Here is a 15,051-nt window from a genome sequence, read left to right as displayed (position 1 = left end):
GTCATGGCAATCGGTGACATTTTGGTCGATGTGCAGGCCGTGGCCAAGCACTATGGCGACGGAGAGACCCGCGTCGATGCGCTGCGTCAGGTTGACCTGCAGGTGCGCGCAGGCGAGGTGATCGCGCTTTTGGGGCCCTCGGGGTCTGGCAAGACGACGCTTTTGAACATCATCGGCTGCATCCTTGACCCGTCCTCGGGCCGGGTGGTGCTGGACGGTGATCCGGTCTATGACGGCAAATGGCTGCGCAGCGACTTGCGCCGCCTGCGGCTCGACAAGATCGGCTTCATCTTTCAGGCCCACAACCTGCTACCTTTTCTGACGGCGGCAGAAAATGTATCCCTCGTCCTCGACCTTGCCGGTTGGGCGCCCGAAAAGGGAAAGGAGCGGGCAAAAGAGCTTCTCGATTATCTCGAGGTCGGCCACCGCGCCCCGGTCAAGCCCGCGCTACTGTCAGGGGGCGAGGCACAGCGGGTTGCCATCGCACGCGCGCTGGCGAACCGCCCGCGGATCATCCTTGCGGACGAGCCGACCGCTGCCCTGGACAGCAAACGCGCACAACTGGTCATGGACCTGCTGCGAAAGCTTGCCTCCGAGCAGGAAGCCTGCATCCTGACCGTGACCCATGACGAGAAAATCTTCGACCGCTTCGATCGGCTTATCCATCTGCGCGACGGAAAATTGGCAGATGAGTAGTGGCTAAGGGCAGTCAAGCATAAACAGATGAATTGGAGATGCGCGACAATCGCGATAGACCACAGGGACCTCCCCGCCGTCCGCACCGCCAGCGCTTTGATCCGCGCAGTGCGGACGACGGGGTCCCTCCTATGGACAATCGCTACCCTTGGCGCCAAGAAAATCCTTGCCTGTCCAGATAACATCTAACCAGGCATGCACAGCGATGAAGTCGTCGACCGTGCCGTCCCATTTCTTTACCGAGGACAGGGCGTGGTGATAGCAACTGTCTTTCAGGAGACTGCAGAAGCGTAGTCCGTGGCGTCTCGCGCCATCGCGTTGATGATCGTGAGCAGCTTGCGGGCGCATGCTGTAATCGCAAGTTTCGGAGGCTTTCCAGAATCCTGAAGTCTGGCTCGAAACGCCGCCAACGTCGGGTCGAACCGGCTGGCTACAAACCCCGCGAGGTAAAGGGCTCGCCTAATGTCAGCTCTGCCACCCCAGACTCGTCTCTTGCCTCTGGATAAACCTGAGTCACAAGCCTGCGGCGCAAGTCCAGCAAGCGCAGCAATCTGCTTGGCCTTTAGTCTTCCGAGCTCGGGCAATCGGGCAAGTATCACGGCGACCAGTGCCGGTCCGATCCCGGGCGCTGTACGAAGTCGACGTGCTTGTTCGAGAAGAGACCCGGAAGCCGCGATGTGGCGAGCGATCTCCTTCTCAACTGCGTCGAGATGATCTTCAAGAATCGCAACAAGACGTTGAATTTCCCGCCGGACCCATCCGTCCCGGCTTGTCCCAAGGCGGTTTCTATCGGCCTGGATCGCAGCGACCAAATCCTCTCGTCGCGCCACGAGGTCAGCCAAGCGCACGCGGTCAGGATCCGGGATGGGAGAAGGAACGAGATCCAACGCTTTCCCCATTCGGGCAAGGATTGCCGCATCAACCTTGTCGGTCTTTGCCAGCTTTCCCGTCGCCCTCGCAAATTCGCGCGCCTGCCGCGGGTTCACACGTATGAAACGGGCCTCGGCTTTGATCAGGGCTTCGATCAATGGCCGCTCATAACCACCTGAGGCTTCCAACACGACGACTGCGTCGTTCGCTGCCTTGGCGAACTTTGCAAGCGATTGTTTTGTAGACTTTATCCGCTCATGGCGGCCGTTGGACAGATAACAGACGTCGATCCAGTCCATGGCGACATCGACGCCAATGAATTCGTGAGAGGCCATTCCGGCACCTATCCTTGTTCTGCGGGATCGACACCTCGGGGAGTCCTCCCAGGCAACTGTTCAGGTTGAGCAACGGTCAGCTGGCGAGCCCCATGCTATCACTCGGGATTGCTTGCCCAGGGATGTGTCGGGGTCTCGCCAGCCACCCCGATTATGGCAGTTTCCCAATAGACAAGGGATGTGCCATCGCCGCCCCCTCAGAAATCGTGCGTGTAGAGTTCGGACGAGGTGAAGCGCTCGTTGAACTCGAGATGGATGCAGCGAGCGGCAGCGTCGAAGCAGAACTCGCCCCAGGCGCCGTCGTTGTTCTCCCAGCCCCCATGGGTGTCGGAGAGGAAGTCGTAGGCCAGCTGCTCGACGACATCTTCGAGCGAGAGCTGGCGCATCTCGACCTCGGGGTCGTCCCAGGTGAGCGCCGCATAGGCGATCTCGGTCTCCGGGAACTCGACCGCGGTCTCGCCCGACCATGCGCCGATGCTTTCGATCTGGCCGCTGTCCCCGGCACCGTCAAATGTGACGGTGACATGGGTGATGCCCGCGGCCATGAGGCCGTCAAACAGGCGGTCCTTGTTGCCGGGGCGCAGCGCTTCGATGCGGGCCGCGCGCGCAGCATGGGACGCGAACATCTGGCCCATATCGACGGTCGGGGGCGCCATCGGCGGCGCGAGGGTGGGTTCACTCAGGGTCATCGGGTGTCTCCGGTAAGGGGAAGGGATCGGAGCCGGGCCGGGCGATCTCTCTCCCCCGGACAAGCTCCAAATCCCCCTGCCCTTCTCTGTCTCTCGGGCCTCACGCAGCTACCTGCAGCGCCCGGGCGGCGAAGGCGCGCCAGAGCGGGTCGACGAGACGCGCATCCTGAAGATCGGCGCGGTGGCGCAGCCGCCCTGCCAGATCGGGCTCGCCCCAGGCGGCCGCACGGCTCGCCTGCGCGCGCAGCTGGCTTGCCTCGATCACCACGCCCCTCGCCTCGACCGCGCTCATTACCGGGTGGCACCAGGCGACAGCGTGGTCGCTGGCGGCTCCGGCCAGCACAAGACGGTCGTCGCGGTCAAGGATCGCCAGAAGCTCGGGCGCAGCATCCGGGGCCATACCCTCGGCATGGTCGATCGCGCCCTGCATGGCCTCGGCCAGCGTCGCGAAGCGGGCGAGAACGAGTGGGGCGGCCCGGCCCGACATGAGGTCGGCCGGCGCGCGGCGCGACAGGGTCAGCGCGAAGGGATGATTGAGATCGGTGTTTCCAGGCGGACAACCCGGGGGGACGCCGCGCACGCCGTTGCTGGGGTGGATTGGCTGGGGCAAATCGAACATGGGGGAGATCTCCGACGGCGCGGGAAGCCTCTCTCCCCGCTTCATCCGTCAAAGACCAAACCGCCGCCCTCTTCCTAGAAGGGGCGACGGTGATGGATCTGGCCGCAGCGTCAGAGCTTGCCGAGCGCCCGCAAGCTCAGCTCCGTCCCGGCCCCGACGATGATGTGGTCGTGCAACGTCAGCCCGAGATACCTGCACCCCTTCTGGATTTCCTTGGTCATGCTGAGATCGGCCTCCGACGGCGTCGGATCGCCTGACGGGTGGTTGTGGATCAGGATCAGGGCGCTGGCGTTCAGCATCAGCGCCAGCTTGATCACCTCGCGCGGATAGACCGGGACATGGTCGACCGTGCCGGTCGAGAGAAGCTCATCGGAGATGATGCGGTTCTTGCGGTCGAGGTAGAGGACGTGGAAGCGCTCGACCGGGCCGCGGACGGTCAGCGCGTTATGCAGACTTCGGCATAACGCCCTTTATGCCGATGCCGGGATTATGCTGACATAGCCGTGTAAGCATCTGAATAAGAAGCAATCGACATCATTCCTGTTGGCATAATCCTCGGGCCTGAAGGTTGGTATCGTCTCCTTTTTCGCATCGAAACGAGGAGACCTCACGGTGAACAAACTTAAGAAGAATCGGGGCAAGAACCCTGTCACGGCCCTTTCCGTGGGCCTCGAGGAGAATTTGCATAAGCTAGGCTACGCCGCTGACACGATCTGGAAGCAGCGCAGGCTGTTGAATGATCTGCTCTCTTGGCTAGCGGGCCAGCAGATGGAGCTGAGCGATTTATCGGAGGTTCAGGTTAATCGGTTCATGGGCGATCGTCGCGCCGCAGGGGTGCGCAAGCTAAAGACGCCCAAGGCACTGAGTCACATTCTCCACCATTTGCGCGGGCTGGGCTTGGTGCCCAACCCCGAAGCACTCAAGGAACTCGGCCCCGCTGGCCCAATCTTGGACCAGTACCGGCGATTCCTGAGATCAGAGCGTGGTCTTAGTGGGACGACAGTCCATCGTTATGTCGATTGTCTGCGCCCATTCCTTGACGCGCGTATTCAAGATGGCGGTCTCGATCTTGCCAGCCTGACCTCCGCCGACGTCACATCCTTCGTGGTGGCCTGGTGCCCTTCGCGGAACACGGGCGTGGCGAAGGTGACCCTCACGGCGCTGCGGTCTTTCCTCGGGTTCCTACACCTCGACGGTGTCACGGAGCGCCCGCTGGCCCCGGCTGTACCTTCAGTCTTGCATCGCCGACTTGCAGGACTGCCGAAGGGGCTCGAACGCGATCAGGTACGACGGCTTCTCGCGGCCTGCGATATCAGCTCGATCGACGGCGTGCGCGACCTGGCGATTTTAACCCTGCTTGTTCGATTAGGCCTGCGGCGCAGCGAGGTCGCCAGGCTTGGGCTTGATGATATCGACTGGCGCGCTGGCACGGTCTGCGTACATGGCAAGGGGAACCGTCATGAGCGGCTACCCCTTCCGGCAGATGTCGGTCAGTCCGTTGCCCAATACCTGCGCCACGCCCGACCCACGAAGGCTGAGGGTCGTATGGTCTTCGTCCGGCATATCGCACCTCATCGCGCACTCAGCCCGAGCCGGGTCAGCACCATCGTGGCGGAAGCCGCCCGGCGTGCTGGCCTTGGGCGCGTTCATGCGCACCGGCTTCGCCATACTGCAGCGACAGAGCTATTGCGCGCCGGCGCCCCTTTGTCTGAGATCGGACAGCTTTTGCGTCACCGCCGAGCCCAAACTACCGCGATCTACGCCAAGGTCGACCGCAACAATCTGCGCCTGATCGCGCGTCCTTGGCCGGAGGACGCGCAATGAGCCACCTCCGAAATGCCCTTACCGATTATCTGACGATGCGGCGTGCCTTGGGCTACAAAATGGATCAGGTCGAGCGACGTCTCCGCCAGTTTGTTGCGTTCGCAGAGGAACGTGGCGAGACCCATGTCCTGACCGTGACAGCGCTCGCCTGGGCAACGCTTCCTTCAGGCGCGGATCCTGTTTGGACCAATAGGCGATTGGCTGACGTACGTATCTTCGCCCGGCACCTGCATACGCTCGACGGGGTCAGCGAAGTGCCGCCAGACGATCTTCTTCCAGCACGAAGACGGCGCACAACGCCCTACCTCTTCACCCCACAGGAGGTGGCCGACTTGATGCGCGCCACGGAAATCTTGCCCGGATCACACGTACAGGCCACCTACCGGGTGCTGATCGGCCTGCTGGCGGTGACCGGCATGCGCATTGGCGAGGCGATCAGCCTCGACTGTGACGACCTCAATATCGGCGACGGCATAGTGACGATCCGGAAGGGAAAGTTCGACAAGGCACGGGAATTGCCCCTGCATCCGACGACGGTCGCTGTCTTGCAGAACTACCTGCTTCGATCCGATCGTCCCCGTCCTTCCAGCGCGGCGGTTCTCTTGATCAGTGCAACTGGAAAGCGGCTGCGCTACAACATCGTGCAGCCTACCTTCCAGAAACTGCTGCATTATTGCGGCATCGTTCCGCGTTCGCCGACCTGCCGACCCCGGATTCACGATCTACGGCACAGCTTCGCCGTCAGCACCATCGCCGACGGATACCGATCGGGTGCACCCGGCTCCCGCTTGGCCATTCTGGCAACCTATCTTGGTCATGCCGACCCCAAGCACACCTACTGGTACTTGTCGGCAGCACCAGAGTTGCTGGGCTTGGCCGGCGATAGGCTTGAGCGTCACCTTACAGGTGAAGCATGACTGCGCTCGCAACGACCCTGCAGGCGTTCTTCACTGACCGCCTCGTCCGCCAGCGTCAGGCCAGCGCCAACACGATTCAAGCCTATCGTGACACCCTGCGGTTGCTTCTGGTCTTTGCTGCGGATCGACAAGGCAAGTCACCGGTCAGACTCGACATTGACGACCTTGATGCGCCGCTTATCGGTGCTTTCCTGGACCATCTGGAGCACGGGCGACAGAATGGCGTGCGCACCCGCAACGCCCGGCTGGCCGCGATCCGCTCCCTGTTCCGCTATGCCGCCCTGCGCCACCCCGAACATGCTGCTACCATCGGACGGGTTCTCGCAATACCGCCGAAACGTTTTGAACGGCGCCTGGTAACCTGGCTGACTGAGGCCGAGATCGATGCGCTGCTAGCCGCTCCGGACCGGGCGACCTGGACCGGGCGGCGCGACACGGCACTGTTCAGCCTCGCAGCCCAGACAGGACTGCGGGCGTCTGAACTAATCGGGCTGACCCGTGCCAATGTCCAACTCGGAGCCGGTGCGCATGTCAGTTGCACCGGCAAAGGGCGAAAGCAGCGGATCACTCCGCTCACCTCCGGGACCACCGCGATCCTTCGGGGATGGCTTGCCGAGCGGGCTGGACAGCCAGCAGAACCGCTGTTCCCGACACAGACCGGACGCGCCCTCAGCCGCGATGCGCTTGAGCGCAGACTGGCCAAATACGTTGCGGAAACTCAGGCCAAATGTCCAACTATGGCAAAGAAGCGCGTCTCCATGCATGTTCTGCGCCATTCTGCCGCCATGCGCCTCCTGCGCGCCGGGATCGACACCTCGGTCATCGCACTCTGGCTCGGCCACGAACAGATCGAAACGACGCAGATCTACCTGCACGCGGATCTGCAGATCAAGGAAAGAGCCCTTGAAAGGACAGCCCCGATCACAATGAAGCCCGGCCGCTTCCGGCCAACTGACAATCTCCTCGCCTTCCTCGAGGCACTGTGATTATGCCGACTCCTTCACAGCGATCCCCGCCGGAAGCAAGGCCGGGACAATTAATGTCGGCATAATCCCGGCATCGGCATAAAGCGCACAATAGTCCATCAGCGCCTGCCAGCTGCCGATGACCGGGTTCCGGCTGAGATAGCGGCCGAGGATGTCACGGGCCTCGAGGATGACGGTTTCTTCCTGGGGGGTCATGGGGGTCTCGCTGAATTGCACGCACCGGAACCCCCTGCCCTCTCGGGGCGAGGCGAGTGGCATGCATGTGGAAGGAAAAAGCGCGACCGCCGCGCGCGAGGGCGGTCGCGTTGTCGGACCAAGCGTCAGCCGACCCGGTCGAGGAGCTTCTTGGCGCGCCCTTCCATGTCGAGCCGGGCATCCTGCTGGGTCTTGTCGCGCGCAAGCCGCGTGATGCCCTGCACGAAATCGAAGATGCTTTCGGGCGGGCGGCCCTCTTCCATCAGCACCTTCTCGATGATCTTGCCGGATTCGGCTTTCGAGAAGCCGCGCTTGCGCAGGAAGTCATCCCTGTCCTCGTCCGTCCGCGCGACGATCTGCTGCCGCGCCGCCTTGATGCCGTTCACGAAGCCTTGTGGCGAGGAATTGGCAAACCGCGTCAGAGCCGGGGCCGCCTCATGGGCGAAGCGCGACGCGGCGTATTTCGAGTGGCGGATGGTGATCTCCTGGAAATCCTCGACGCCCCAGAGGTTCCGGTTCTGGCACACGGCACGGAGGTAGAAGCTCGCCATGCCGAGGGTCTTTGCCCCCACCTCCGAGTTCCAGCAATAGAAGCCCCGAAAGTAGAGATCGGGGGAACCGTCAGGCAGCCGGCCCGCCTCGATCGGGTTGTGATCGTCGACGAGGAACAGAAAGACGTCACGGTCTGAGGCATAGAGCGTGGTCGTGTCGCGGCTGATTTCGACATCGGGGTTGTAGACCCCAGTCGACCAGTCAAGCACGCCCGGCACCTTCCAGCGCGTGTCGCCCGTGCCATTGCCCGCGATGCGCTGAACCGCCTCGACCAGCTCATGGTCATGGATGCGGCCGTAGTCCGGCCCGGTCACAGCGCGCAGTTCGGTGCGGCCGTCTTCCGTCTCGAAGGTCTTCACCTGCTCGGCGCGGTGGTTGGTCAGGCCATATTGCAGGTTGATCCCCGCCAGCGGCGCGGGCAGCTGCCGCAGGTAGGATGCCGGAGCGCCGACGATGCTGGCCAGCTGGCCGAAGGCCCAGTGCGTGGGCGCAACAGGTTCAAGCGCTTTCGGCAAGACCAGGTGGAGCCGCTCGGCGCTGTCACGCCCGGCCTCGACCCGGATATCCGCCGTCTGCACCACGCGACTACGGCTGCGCTCGGACCGGCCCTTCACCGATGCCCAGAGATCGTCGAGCGACAGATACCGCTCATCATCGGGCCGGTTGAACCATTCGGACGACACCCGCCCGTTCCGCTCACCCCGGCTCACATCCACCTTCCAGCCACCCGTCCGCGTCGGCGCGACCGGATCCAGAACTTCCACAACGCCCATCAGCGATCTCCCGCGACGGGCGCCAGGAGCCACTCTCCCAACCCTCAACCCGTCACCGGGAAACCAGCACTCCTCTAGCTCTTCGAATGGGGCAAGACGGGCAGCTAGCGGACCAAGTGGCGGTTCAGTGCGAAGATGCAAAGGTCCGCTCTCAGGTTGAAAATCGCTATCCCACCTTCTTCTTGTAGGACGCCTTCGCCTTTTCGAAAGCCGCCTCGATCAGCTCATCCATATCCGCCAAGGTATTGGCAGATGGGTTCAGCACTGCGACCCAACTCATCCAGCCATAGACCGGATGGGGGGTCAGGATGTCCGGGGCGGTGAAGTCCCACGGCCCGTCAATCACCCCGCCTTTGCCGGGGCGTGCGGGTGGTGGTCCGAACCGTTCCAGAAACAGCGGCCTAGTCGTGCCGACATTCAACCGGAACATCCCGGCGCGATCCAGACGTGAGGCCTTGTCGTTGTCGCCGTCCTTTTCCTTGACCGTGGCAAAGTAGACCCCGCGCGGCAGTTTGTGGCCGGGGTTGTAGAAGATGGACCTCTCCCCCCAGGCCTCGACCACGCGGGTGCCGTCAAAACGGTCGAGCAGATGCTGGATTACGCTGTCCGGCGTGGGGTCAGGTACCATCTGGTTTCATCCCTTTCAGGTAGTCGGCAAGGGTCTTGCCGCGCTCTGGCTGGAACCCTTCCCCCGTCAGCACCGTCTTTTCCATGCGATCCAGGCGAAAGACCCGGAAATCCCGACGATCCTCGCACCACGCCGTGAAGGTCAGAACCGCCTCCCATACCTGCACTTGAAGGGGGCGGACATGTCGATGCGACCGCTCTTGTTGCAAAGACAGATAGTCGAACCTCAGCTTCGTGCGGGCAAGGATGCCGCGCCGCACGACCGCCAGCGTCTCGCGCTCGGCGTCCGAGAACTTAGTGTGATAGACGCCGATGCTGCCCCGGCCCGGATCCAGCATCTCGGGGCGCGGCAGCACGGCGCGCACCTTGTCGCCCAGGGTTTGCGCATCCGCCGCAACAACCCTACCGAATGACGCCTGAACCAGGGCGAGCCCAAGCTCTAGAACCTCAAGCTCGCCCTGCGTGATGTTGAGCGGCGGCAGGAACACCGGACCCTGCATCAGATATCCCACGCCGCGTTCGCCCGTGATCGGGACGCCAGAGGCCACAAGCGTGTCGAAGTCGCGATAGATGGTCCGCAGCGAGACCTCCATTCGAGTGGCCAGTTCCTCGCCTTTATGGAGCTTTCCATCGCGAAAGACTTGAATGATATCGAACAGTCGATCCGTGCGTCTCATGCCCCTGTCTTAGCCGGTCACATGCAGGACTTCACCATGCTTCATGCTGCCGCTTGCCATGTCGAGACAACCGATGAACTGCCTGAGCGCGGGATAATCCCCCTCCATCGACAGTTCGAACGCGGCTTGCGCCTGGGCTAGGCTTTCCCATTCGACAAGGTCGAAGACCTCACCATCGCTCAGGAAGGACACCCGCCGGGACACAAACCCCGGCTGCGCCGTCAGAAAAGTGTTGGACGCCTTGACGCCTTCCAGAAACTGTTCCTTCGTCGTGCCCAGGCTGAGGCGGAAGTGCGCGATTTCGAGTGTGTTGCCGACCATCATCGTTCTGCTCCTTCAGTTCAGGTTGACCGGCGTCTGATAGGACAACGCCAAGCTGTCCGGGTCAATGGCCACGATGAAGGGCAGCAGCGCTTCGTTCTCCATCGATCCGGCCATAGCCGCCTGCGCCGTGTCGAGGCTGGTCCATTTCACATGATCGGTCCAAGCACCGTCCTCGCCTTCAGAAAGCGTGCGGCCGATGAAGCCCTCCGTTGCGCAAAGCACGGGCATGGTCGCGGCGGCGGCGGCAAGGAAATCCTCCCGGCTCACCCCTTCGGCGAGGCGGAACTGAACGATCTCGATCACACCAAGCTCGGCGTTGCCTGATGTGCCACAATCCTGGGCCATCACGCCCGAGGCTAGAGTTGCGGTGACCATTCCTGTCGCCAAAGAAAGTCTTGTCATGTTTTGCTCCAAGGTTTCGATGGCGCCTTGGTAGCAAAGTCCAACTGACACGGTCTGTCAGCTACAGTCATGGTCCCCATAGCTCCGTGTGATTGACTCCCGCGAACTGAACCAGATGCTCATGAGCGGTGGGGCACGCAAGAGGTCATGGCTCCACCTAGCCTTGCATTGGCTGAGCGAACCCGGCGGGATTCCCCGCCGGGCCCGAAGGGGGAGACCGCGTTCTCAGAACGGGATCTCGTCGTCGCGGTCGACCAGCTCGGGGTTTTCGGTCTCGGCCGATTTCGGGCGGCTCAGGAAGTCGACCTTCTCGGCGATGATCTCGCAGCCGTAGCGGTCGTTCCCCATGCTGTCGATCCACTTGGTGTAGTGGATACGGCCGTGGACGAGGACCTTCATGCCCTTTTCGCAATGCTCCGCGACCGTCTTCCCGAGACCGTTGAAGCAGGTGATGCGGTGCCATTCCGTGTCCATGACCCGGTAGCCGTTATCGTCGCGCAGGACGCGACCTTCCGAGAGGCGGGCGCGGGAGGTGGCGAGGCTGAAGTTGGTGATCTTCGTGCCGCTTTGGGTGGTGCGGACTTCGGGGGTCTGACCGATGTTGCCGGCGAGGATGACGATGTTCTGCATGGTAAGCTCCTGTGTGTCCTGTCTTCGGGACCGTCCCTTCGACAAGACCCGGAAAAAGCCCGTCGGGTGACGCGTGCACGGTGGCCAGCATGGACGCCGGAAACCTCCAAAGGACCGGGGTGGAGCGGGCAGCCCCAAAGGGGCAACTCGGCCCGGACTGACGCGGGGTTGCGCGCAGGAGCCCGAACGGGGTTAGGGGATTGTCCGTCGAAGGGATGGCCCAGAAGCCAGAGATGCGCGGGGAGCCCATGCCAGACCCTGTCACCCTGCCAATCGGGACAGTCTGACCCCCAGTTCAGCACCTCCCTGGCGACGAAATGGCGATCAACAGTCTCTGCCACCCCTGCCCCAGCCTTCTGGGAGTTGCGGCGCCCTGCCTCGAAGGGGTATCGATACTGGATCATTCAGGACACGGACCGCATCAATGGCTGATTGCGATCTCGAGGCACTGTCGCTCAGCGGGCTGAAGAAAATGCAGAAGGACGTCGCCACGGCGATCTCCACCTATCGAGATCTGCAGCAGGCTGAAGTCCGTGCCAAGGTGGAAGCTTTCGCTCAGGAGTTGGGCTTCTCCCTCGCCGAACTTGCCGGCACCGAGACGATATCCTCCCGAGCGCCTGCAGCGGCGCAGTACCTGAACTCGGAGAACACGTCGTTCAACTGGTCCAGTCTTGGGCGCAAACCGCAGTGGTTCGTGGAGGCGCTAGAAGTGGGCAAGACTTGCAAGGATTTGCTCATAGCATACAGCATCGGTTTGTGCGGGATTCGCGTCAGGAAGCTCGAAGCAAATGCGCTCAGGAGTATAATAATTTGAGCCGTTTCCTGCTTTTCTCTTCCATCGTCACTCCCATTCCATCTGCTGGAAAACCGCCTGGGCATTGCGGCCCGCCAAGGCGTCGAACTGGTCCAGATATGCAAAGGCCGATTGATCGACATCGACCGAACCGATGATATCGCCGCCCACGTCAATATGCTCGCGCATCCTATCCCGCAGGTTCTGCAGATAGTCGCGGGTATCAGCCTGCGCTTGCGCCAGCGTGGTCGCAGGACCATGCCCAGGGATCAAGTGAACAGGCTCCAGCATCTCGATGGCGCTAAAAGCCTCCAGCCAGGTGGCGCTGTCCGAGAATTCCATCACACCGAGGATCCGGCCGACATAAACTATATCGCCAGTGAAGACGACTTGCGCATCGGGCAGCCAGACAAAGCTGTCGCCCGGCGTATGCGCAGCCCCAACGTGACGGATTTCGATCCGCCGGCCACCGAGGTCAAGGACGTGATCCGTCTCGAAAGTAACATTAGCGTAGGCGGGCTCGGTGCCGGACAGGCCCTCGCCCACAAGCTGGGACAACATGGTCAGCTGCATGGACGCCCGCGCCTGCTGATCGGTCACCGCATCGGCCGAGGCGATGACAGTCGCGCCCTGCGCCTGCCAATAACTGTTGCCGAGCCAGCGGTGATCCTGTCCACCGGTATTGATCACATGGGTTACGGGCTGATCCGTCAGGCCACGCACCGCATCATGCAGCATGGCGGCGCCAGCCCAGGTGCCACCCGGATCGACCAAAACCGCGCCATCGGTGGTTTCAATCAGGCCGAACGTGGCGTTGTTGCCAAGGTTCTGTGCGTCGCGCTGCTCAGCGGGGCCTTCGATGGCCCAGATTCCTGGAGCCACCGGCTGGACATTCAGGATATCCGCGAGGACGGGAAAAGGCAGGACAAGGGCGGCCAATGTCAGAAGGATGCGCTGCATGGGGAAAGCCTCAATGATCGTGGGGATTCTGGCCCGAAGCCAGCGCCAGGTGATGGGCCTGATGATGCATGCCAACGGTCATCAGGCCGATAAAGCCAAGGCCACGTATGCGGGCGGTATCGGGTCCGGTCACGGTCATGACCGCGCCACCGTCGACCTCTTCGGCCCGCATGTCCCAGCCCTCCACTCCGTTCATCGTGGCCGCATGCGCCATCACCATCGCGCGGATCGAGGCTTGGACCAATGGATCAGCAGATGTCACGGTGAACCGCGCCCCGCCGTCGATCTCTTCGCTGGCGACATCGGCCCGCAAGGTGACGTTGTCCATGTCGATCAGGTGCTGTCGCAGCGCCTCGATGTCGACCTTGGTCCAGTCCGTCGCAGGATCGGCCATCAGCGCAGCGGTGATTTCCTGGATGGCGGCAAAGGCAGATTGCCCGCCTTCGCGCAGGGTGGGACCAGTATCCGGCATCGCGTGATCAGGGGCCTCGGTCTGCTCTGCGGCGGGAAGCATCAGCAGTGCCCCTGCAGAAATCGTGATCTCATCGATATGACCCGACCGCGTTCCGTCCCCCGAAACGAAATGCAGGTGCAGCCTCTCGCCCGGATGCGAGGCGATGCCCTCTAGCGCGGCGCCGGTATAGACGCCGATGATCTCGCCGGTTGCTCCAGCCTCGTCATAGAGGTTCATCCCTGACTGGCTATTGGCATGACCACCGCCGTGGCCCGTACCATGGCCGCCGAGCGCCGGGGCGTCCCCTGTCACCACATGCCAGACCAGTTGCGGAAAGCTACCCTCGATCCGGATGGGAAAACCCCCCTGAGGGTCGAGGCCGAGGCTTTGCGCCTGCATTTCGATGAAATGCGTCAGGCGGTCGGGCGCCATGTCGTGGGGAATTGCGACTGACTGCCAGTCCTCCACGGTGCCAAAGGCGAGAATGACCGCCTGCTCCCCGGCCTCCGGTGGCGTCAGGCGCGCGTCCGGGTCATCACCGCGACTGACCAGGACCGCGCCATCGCGGATCACCACCTCACCGCGCAAGCCCGCCGTCGCACCGACGCCCCAGGCAGACGGGACGGTCAGCGTATCAAGCGCGACAGTGCCCGCAGTTTCACCCGTGTGCATCATGTGGCGGAAATTCCCGTGCACCGTCAGATCCTGAGCAAAGAGGGCGTTCGGAAAGGCGAGGGCGAGAGCGAGGACGGAGAAACGAGGCATGGCACGGCATCCTTGAAGGTCGTTTTTCCTCCGTATTGCAGGAGCTTGCCCACGGACATATGATCATAATCATGCGACACGCTCTTATTCCCCTCTTTGCCGGATCACGATCCCTTGACCTGCCCGCAGGCGAGGCAGTGTTTCTGACAGGGCAGCAGGTCGAGATGATCTACATGCTGCGCGCCGGTCGGGTGCAGCTCCAGCGCCACACGACCCATGGGGCCCGGTTAATCCTGCAAAATGCGGGGCCGGAGACAGTGCTGGCCGAAGCTTCGGCGTTTTCCGAGCATTACCATTGCGATGCCGTCGTGACGGAACCCGCAACGCTGGCGGCGCTGCCCAAACCGGTTTTCATCGCGGCCTTGCGCGACGATCCCGACCTCGCTCTGGCATGGTCGGCCATGCTTGCCCGATCGGTTCAGACCGCCCGTGTCCGTGCGGAAATCCGGTCCCTGCCCAAGGTGGCCGAGCGGCTCAATGCCTGGTTGTACGAAGGTCACGCCCTGCCGGAAAAGGGCCGCTGGCAGGACGTGGCGGCAGAATTGGGCGTGACACGGGAGGCGCTCTATCGCGAACTGGCACGGCGGCGGACGGGAGGACCGGCATGACCCTTGTGTGGTATCTGATCGCGGCATTTGCCGAGATTGCGGGTTGCTTTGCCTTCTGGGCCTGGGCTCGGCTGGACAAATCGGCGCTCTGGTTGATCCCGGGGCTTGCGAGCCTCGCTCTCTTCGCCTGGATCCTGACCCGAGCAGACAGTGCCATCGCAGGTCGCGCCTATGCCGCCTATGGTGGGGTCTACATTGCAAGTTCGATGATCTGGATGTGGCTGGTGGAGGGACAGCGGCCCGATCGTTGGGACATGGTGGGCGTTGCGCTGTGTCTGATCGGCAGCGCGGTGATCCTTTTGCCGTCGCGCAACTGACACATAATCCGCCGACAAGGCGTAGGATTTCGACAAAC

The 15,051-nt window shown here is 62.5% G+C and carries 18 protein-coding genes and 3 pseudogenes; 7 read left to right on the top strand and 14 right to left on the bottom strand.

The annotated features are described in order from the left end of the window. The first annotated feature begins 3 nt into the window (after window positions 1-3). On the top strand, window positions 4-696 hold the full coding sequence (locus tag V6590_RS11950; RefSeq protein WP_335423316.1) for an ABC transporter ATP-binding protein: 693 nt from the start codon (window positions 4-6) through the stop codon (window positions 694-696). Between the two features lie 183 nt (window positions 697-879). Here the strand turns inward: V6590_RS11950 and V6590_RS20950 are convergent. The 5 genes and pseudogenes from V6590_RS20950 to V6590_RS11930 all read right to left on the bottom strand — a co-directional run. Beyond that, window positions 880-972, bottom strand: a pseudogene (locus V6590_RS20950) (DUF6915 family protein); the annotation flags it as partial. Beyond that, window positions 969-1,901 (bottom strand): IS110 family RNA-guided transposase, encoded by a 933-nt coding sequence (locus V6590_RS11945; protein WP_335423314.1) that lies wholly within the window; start codon window positions 1,899-1,901, stop codon window positions 969-971. The gene V6590_RS11945 and the pseudogene V6590_RS20950, both read right to left, overlap by 4 nt. A gap of 197 nt (window positions 1,902-2,098) precedes the next feature. Next, window positions 2,099-2,590: a DUF6878 family protein gene (locus V6590_RS11940; RefSeq protein WP_335423312.1), complete on the bottom strand. Its 492-nt coding sequence runs from the start codon at window positions 2,588-2,590 to the stop codon at window positions 2,099-2,101. Between the two features lie 100 nt (window positions 2,591-2,690). Further along, window positions 2,691-3,209 carry a DNA repair protein RadC gene (locus tag V6590_RS11935; protein ID WP_335423310.1) on the bottom strand — a complete coding sequence of 173 codons (519 nt, stop codon included), beginning with the start codon at window positions 3,207-3,209 and terminating at the stop codon, window positions 2,691-2,693. A 110-nt stretch (window positions 3,210-3,319) separates the two neighbouring features. Further along, window positions 3,320-3,652: pseudogene (locus V6590_RS11930) on the bottom strand (JAB domain-containing protein); the annotation flags it as partial. Between the two features lie 169 nt (window positions 3,653-3,821). On the opposite strand from V6590_RS11930, the gene V6590_RS11925 reads away from it, so the two are divergent. The 3 genes from V6590_RS11925 to V6590_RS11915 are packed head-to-tail and all read left to right on the top strand — an operon-like array spanning window position 3,822 to window position 6,936. After that, window positions 3,822-5,033, top strand: a complete 1,212-nt coding sequence (locus V6590_RS11925; protein WP_335423308.1) for a tyrosine-type recombinase/integrase — start codon at window positions 3,822-3,824, stop codon at window positions 5,031-5,033. After that, window positions 5,030-5,950 carry a tyrosine-type recombinase/integrase gene (locus V6590_RS11920; RefSeq protein ID WP_335423306.1) on the top strand — a complete coding sequence of 307 codons (921 nt, stop codon included), beginning with the start codon at window positions 5,030-5,032 and terminating at the stop codon, window positions 5,948-5,950. Before V6590_RS11925 ends, V6590_RS11920 begins: the two co-directional genes overlap by 4 nt. Beyond that, on the top strand, window positions 5,947-6,936 hold the full coding sequence (locus V6590_RS11915; RefSeq protein WP_335423304.1) for a tyrosine-type recombinase/integrase: 990 nt from the start codon (window positions 5,947-5,949) through the stop codon (window positions 6,934-6,936). Before V6590_RS11920 ends, V6590_RS11915 begins: the two co-directional genes overlap by 4 nt. An 81-nt stretch (window positions 6,937-7,017) precedes the next feature. Here the strand turns inward: V6590_RS11915 and V6590_RS20945 are convergent. From V6590_RS20945 to V6590_RS11880, 7 genes and pseudogenes are all read right to left on the bottom strand, one after another. After that, a pseudogene (locus V6590_RS20945) lies at window positions 7,018-7,131 on the bottom strand (DNA repair protein); the annotation flags it as partial. A gap of 125 nt (window positions 7,132-7,256) precedes the next feature. Further along, window positions 7,257-8,456 (bottom strand): DUF932 domain-containing protein, encoded by a 1,200-nt coding sequence (locus tag V6590_RS11905; RefSeq protein ID WP_335423299.1) that lies wholly within the window; start codon window positions 8,454-8,456, stop codon window positions 7,257-7,259. Between the two features lie 166 nt (window positions 8,457-8,622). After that, on the bottom strand, window positions 8,623-9,084 hold the full coding sequence (locus V6590_RS11900) for a DUF6194 family protein (RefSeq protein ID WP_335423298.1): 462 nt from the start codon (window positions 9,082-9,084) through the stop codon (window positions 8,623-8,625). Next, window positions 9,074-9,760 carry a helix-turn-helix transcriptional regulator gene (locus V6590_RS11895; protein ID WP_335423295.1) on the bottom strand — a complete coding sequence of 229 codons (687 nt, stop codon included), beginning with the start codon at window positions 9,758-9,760 and terminating at the stop codon, window positions 9,074-9,076. The genes V6590_RS11900 and V6590_RS11895 overlap by 11 nt, the downstream gene beginning before the upstream one ends. Window positions 9,761-9,769: 9 nt before the next feature. Next, on the bottom strand, window positions 9,770-10,084 hold the full coding sequence (locus V6590_RS11890; RefSeq protein ID WP_335423293.1) for an antibiotic biosynthesis monooxygenase family protein: 315 nt from the start codon (window positions 10,082-10,084) through the stop codon (window positions 9,770-9,772). 12 nt (window positions 10,085-10,096) lie between these two features. Then, window positions 10,097-10,486, bottom strand: coding sequence for an antibiotic biosynthesis monooxygenase family protein (locus V6590_RS11885; protein ID WP_335423291.1), 390 nt, complete (start codon window positions 10,484-10,486; stop codon window positions 10,097-10,099). A 225-nt stretch (window positions 10,487-10,711) separates the two neighbouring features. Continuing rightward, a complete protein-coding gene (locus V6590_RS11880) occupies window positions 10,712-11,116 on the bottom strand; it encodes a single-stranded DNA-binding protein (RefSeq protein ID WP_335423288.1) in 405 nt (134 codons plus the stop codon). A 424-nt stretch (window positions 11,117-11,540) separates the two neighbouring features. Here V6590_RS11880 and V6590_RS11875 point away from each other — a divergent pair, with 424 nt between their 5' ends. Next, window positions 11,541-11,930 carry an H-NS histone family protein gene (locus tag V6590_RS11875; protein WP_335423286.1) on the top strand — a complete coding sequence of 130 codons (390 nt, stop codon included), beginning with the start codon at window positions 11,541-11,543 and terminating at the stop codon, window positions 11,928-11,930. A gap of 27 nt (window positions 11,931-11,957) precedes the next feature. On the opposite strand, the gene V6590_RS11870 is transcribed toward V6590_RS11875, so the two are convergent. Further along, window positions 11,958-12,869, bottom strand: coding sequence for an MBL fold metallo-hydrolase (locus tag V6590_RS11870; protein WP_335423284.1), 912 nt, complete (start codon window positions 12,867-12,869; stop codon window positions 11,958-11,960). 10 nt (window positions 12,870-12,879) lie between these two features. Further along, on the bottom strand, window positions 12,880-14,088 hold the full coding sequence (locus V6590_RS11865) for an acetolactate decarboxylase (protein ID WP_335423283.1): 1,209 nt from the start codon (window positions 14,086-14,088) through the stop codon (window positions 12,880-12,882). Window positions 14,089-14,159: 71 nt separating this feature from the next. Between V6590_RS11865 and V6590_RS11860 the strand changes: the two genes are divergently transcribed. Both V6590_RS11860 and V6590_RS11855 read left to right on the top strand, forming a co-directional pair. Then, complete coding sequence (locus V6590_RS11860; protein ID WP_335423281.1) at window positions 14,160-14,696, top strand: Crp/Fnr family transcriptional regulator; 537 nt, start codon at window positions 14,160-14,162, stop codon at window positions 14,694-14,696. After that, window positions 14,693-15,013 carry a YnfA family protein gene (locus V6590_RS11855; RefSeq protein ID WP_335423279.1) on the top strand — a complete coding sequence of 107 codons (321 nt, stop codon included), beginning with the start codon at window positions 14,693-14,695 and terminating at the stop codon, window positions 15,011-15,013. The genes V6590_RS11860 and V6590_RS11855 overlap by 4 nt, the downstream gene beginning before the upstream one ends. Window positions 15,014-15,051: the final 38 nt, after the last annotated feature.

The sequence above is a fragment of the Gemmobacter denitrificans genome, assembly GCF_036964905.1.
GTDB classification, from domain to species: domain Bacteria; phylum Pseudomonadota; class Alphaproteobacteria; order Rhodobacterales; family Rhodobacteraceae; genus Gemmobacter; species Gemmobacter denitrificans.
This window is presented reverse-complemented; position numbering and strand designations above follow the sequence as displayed.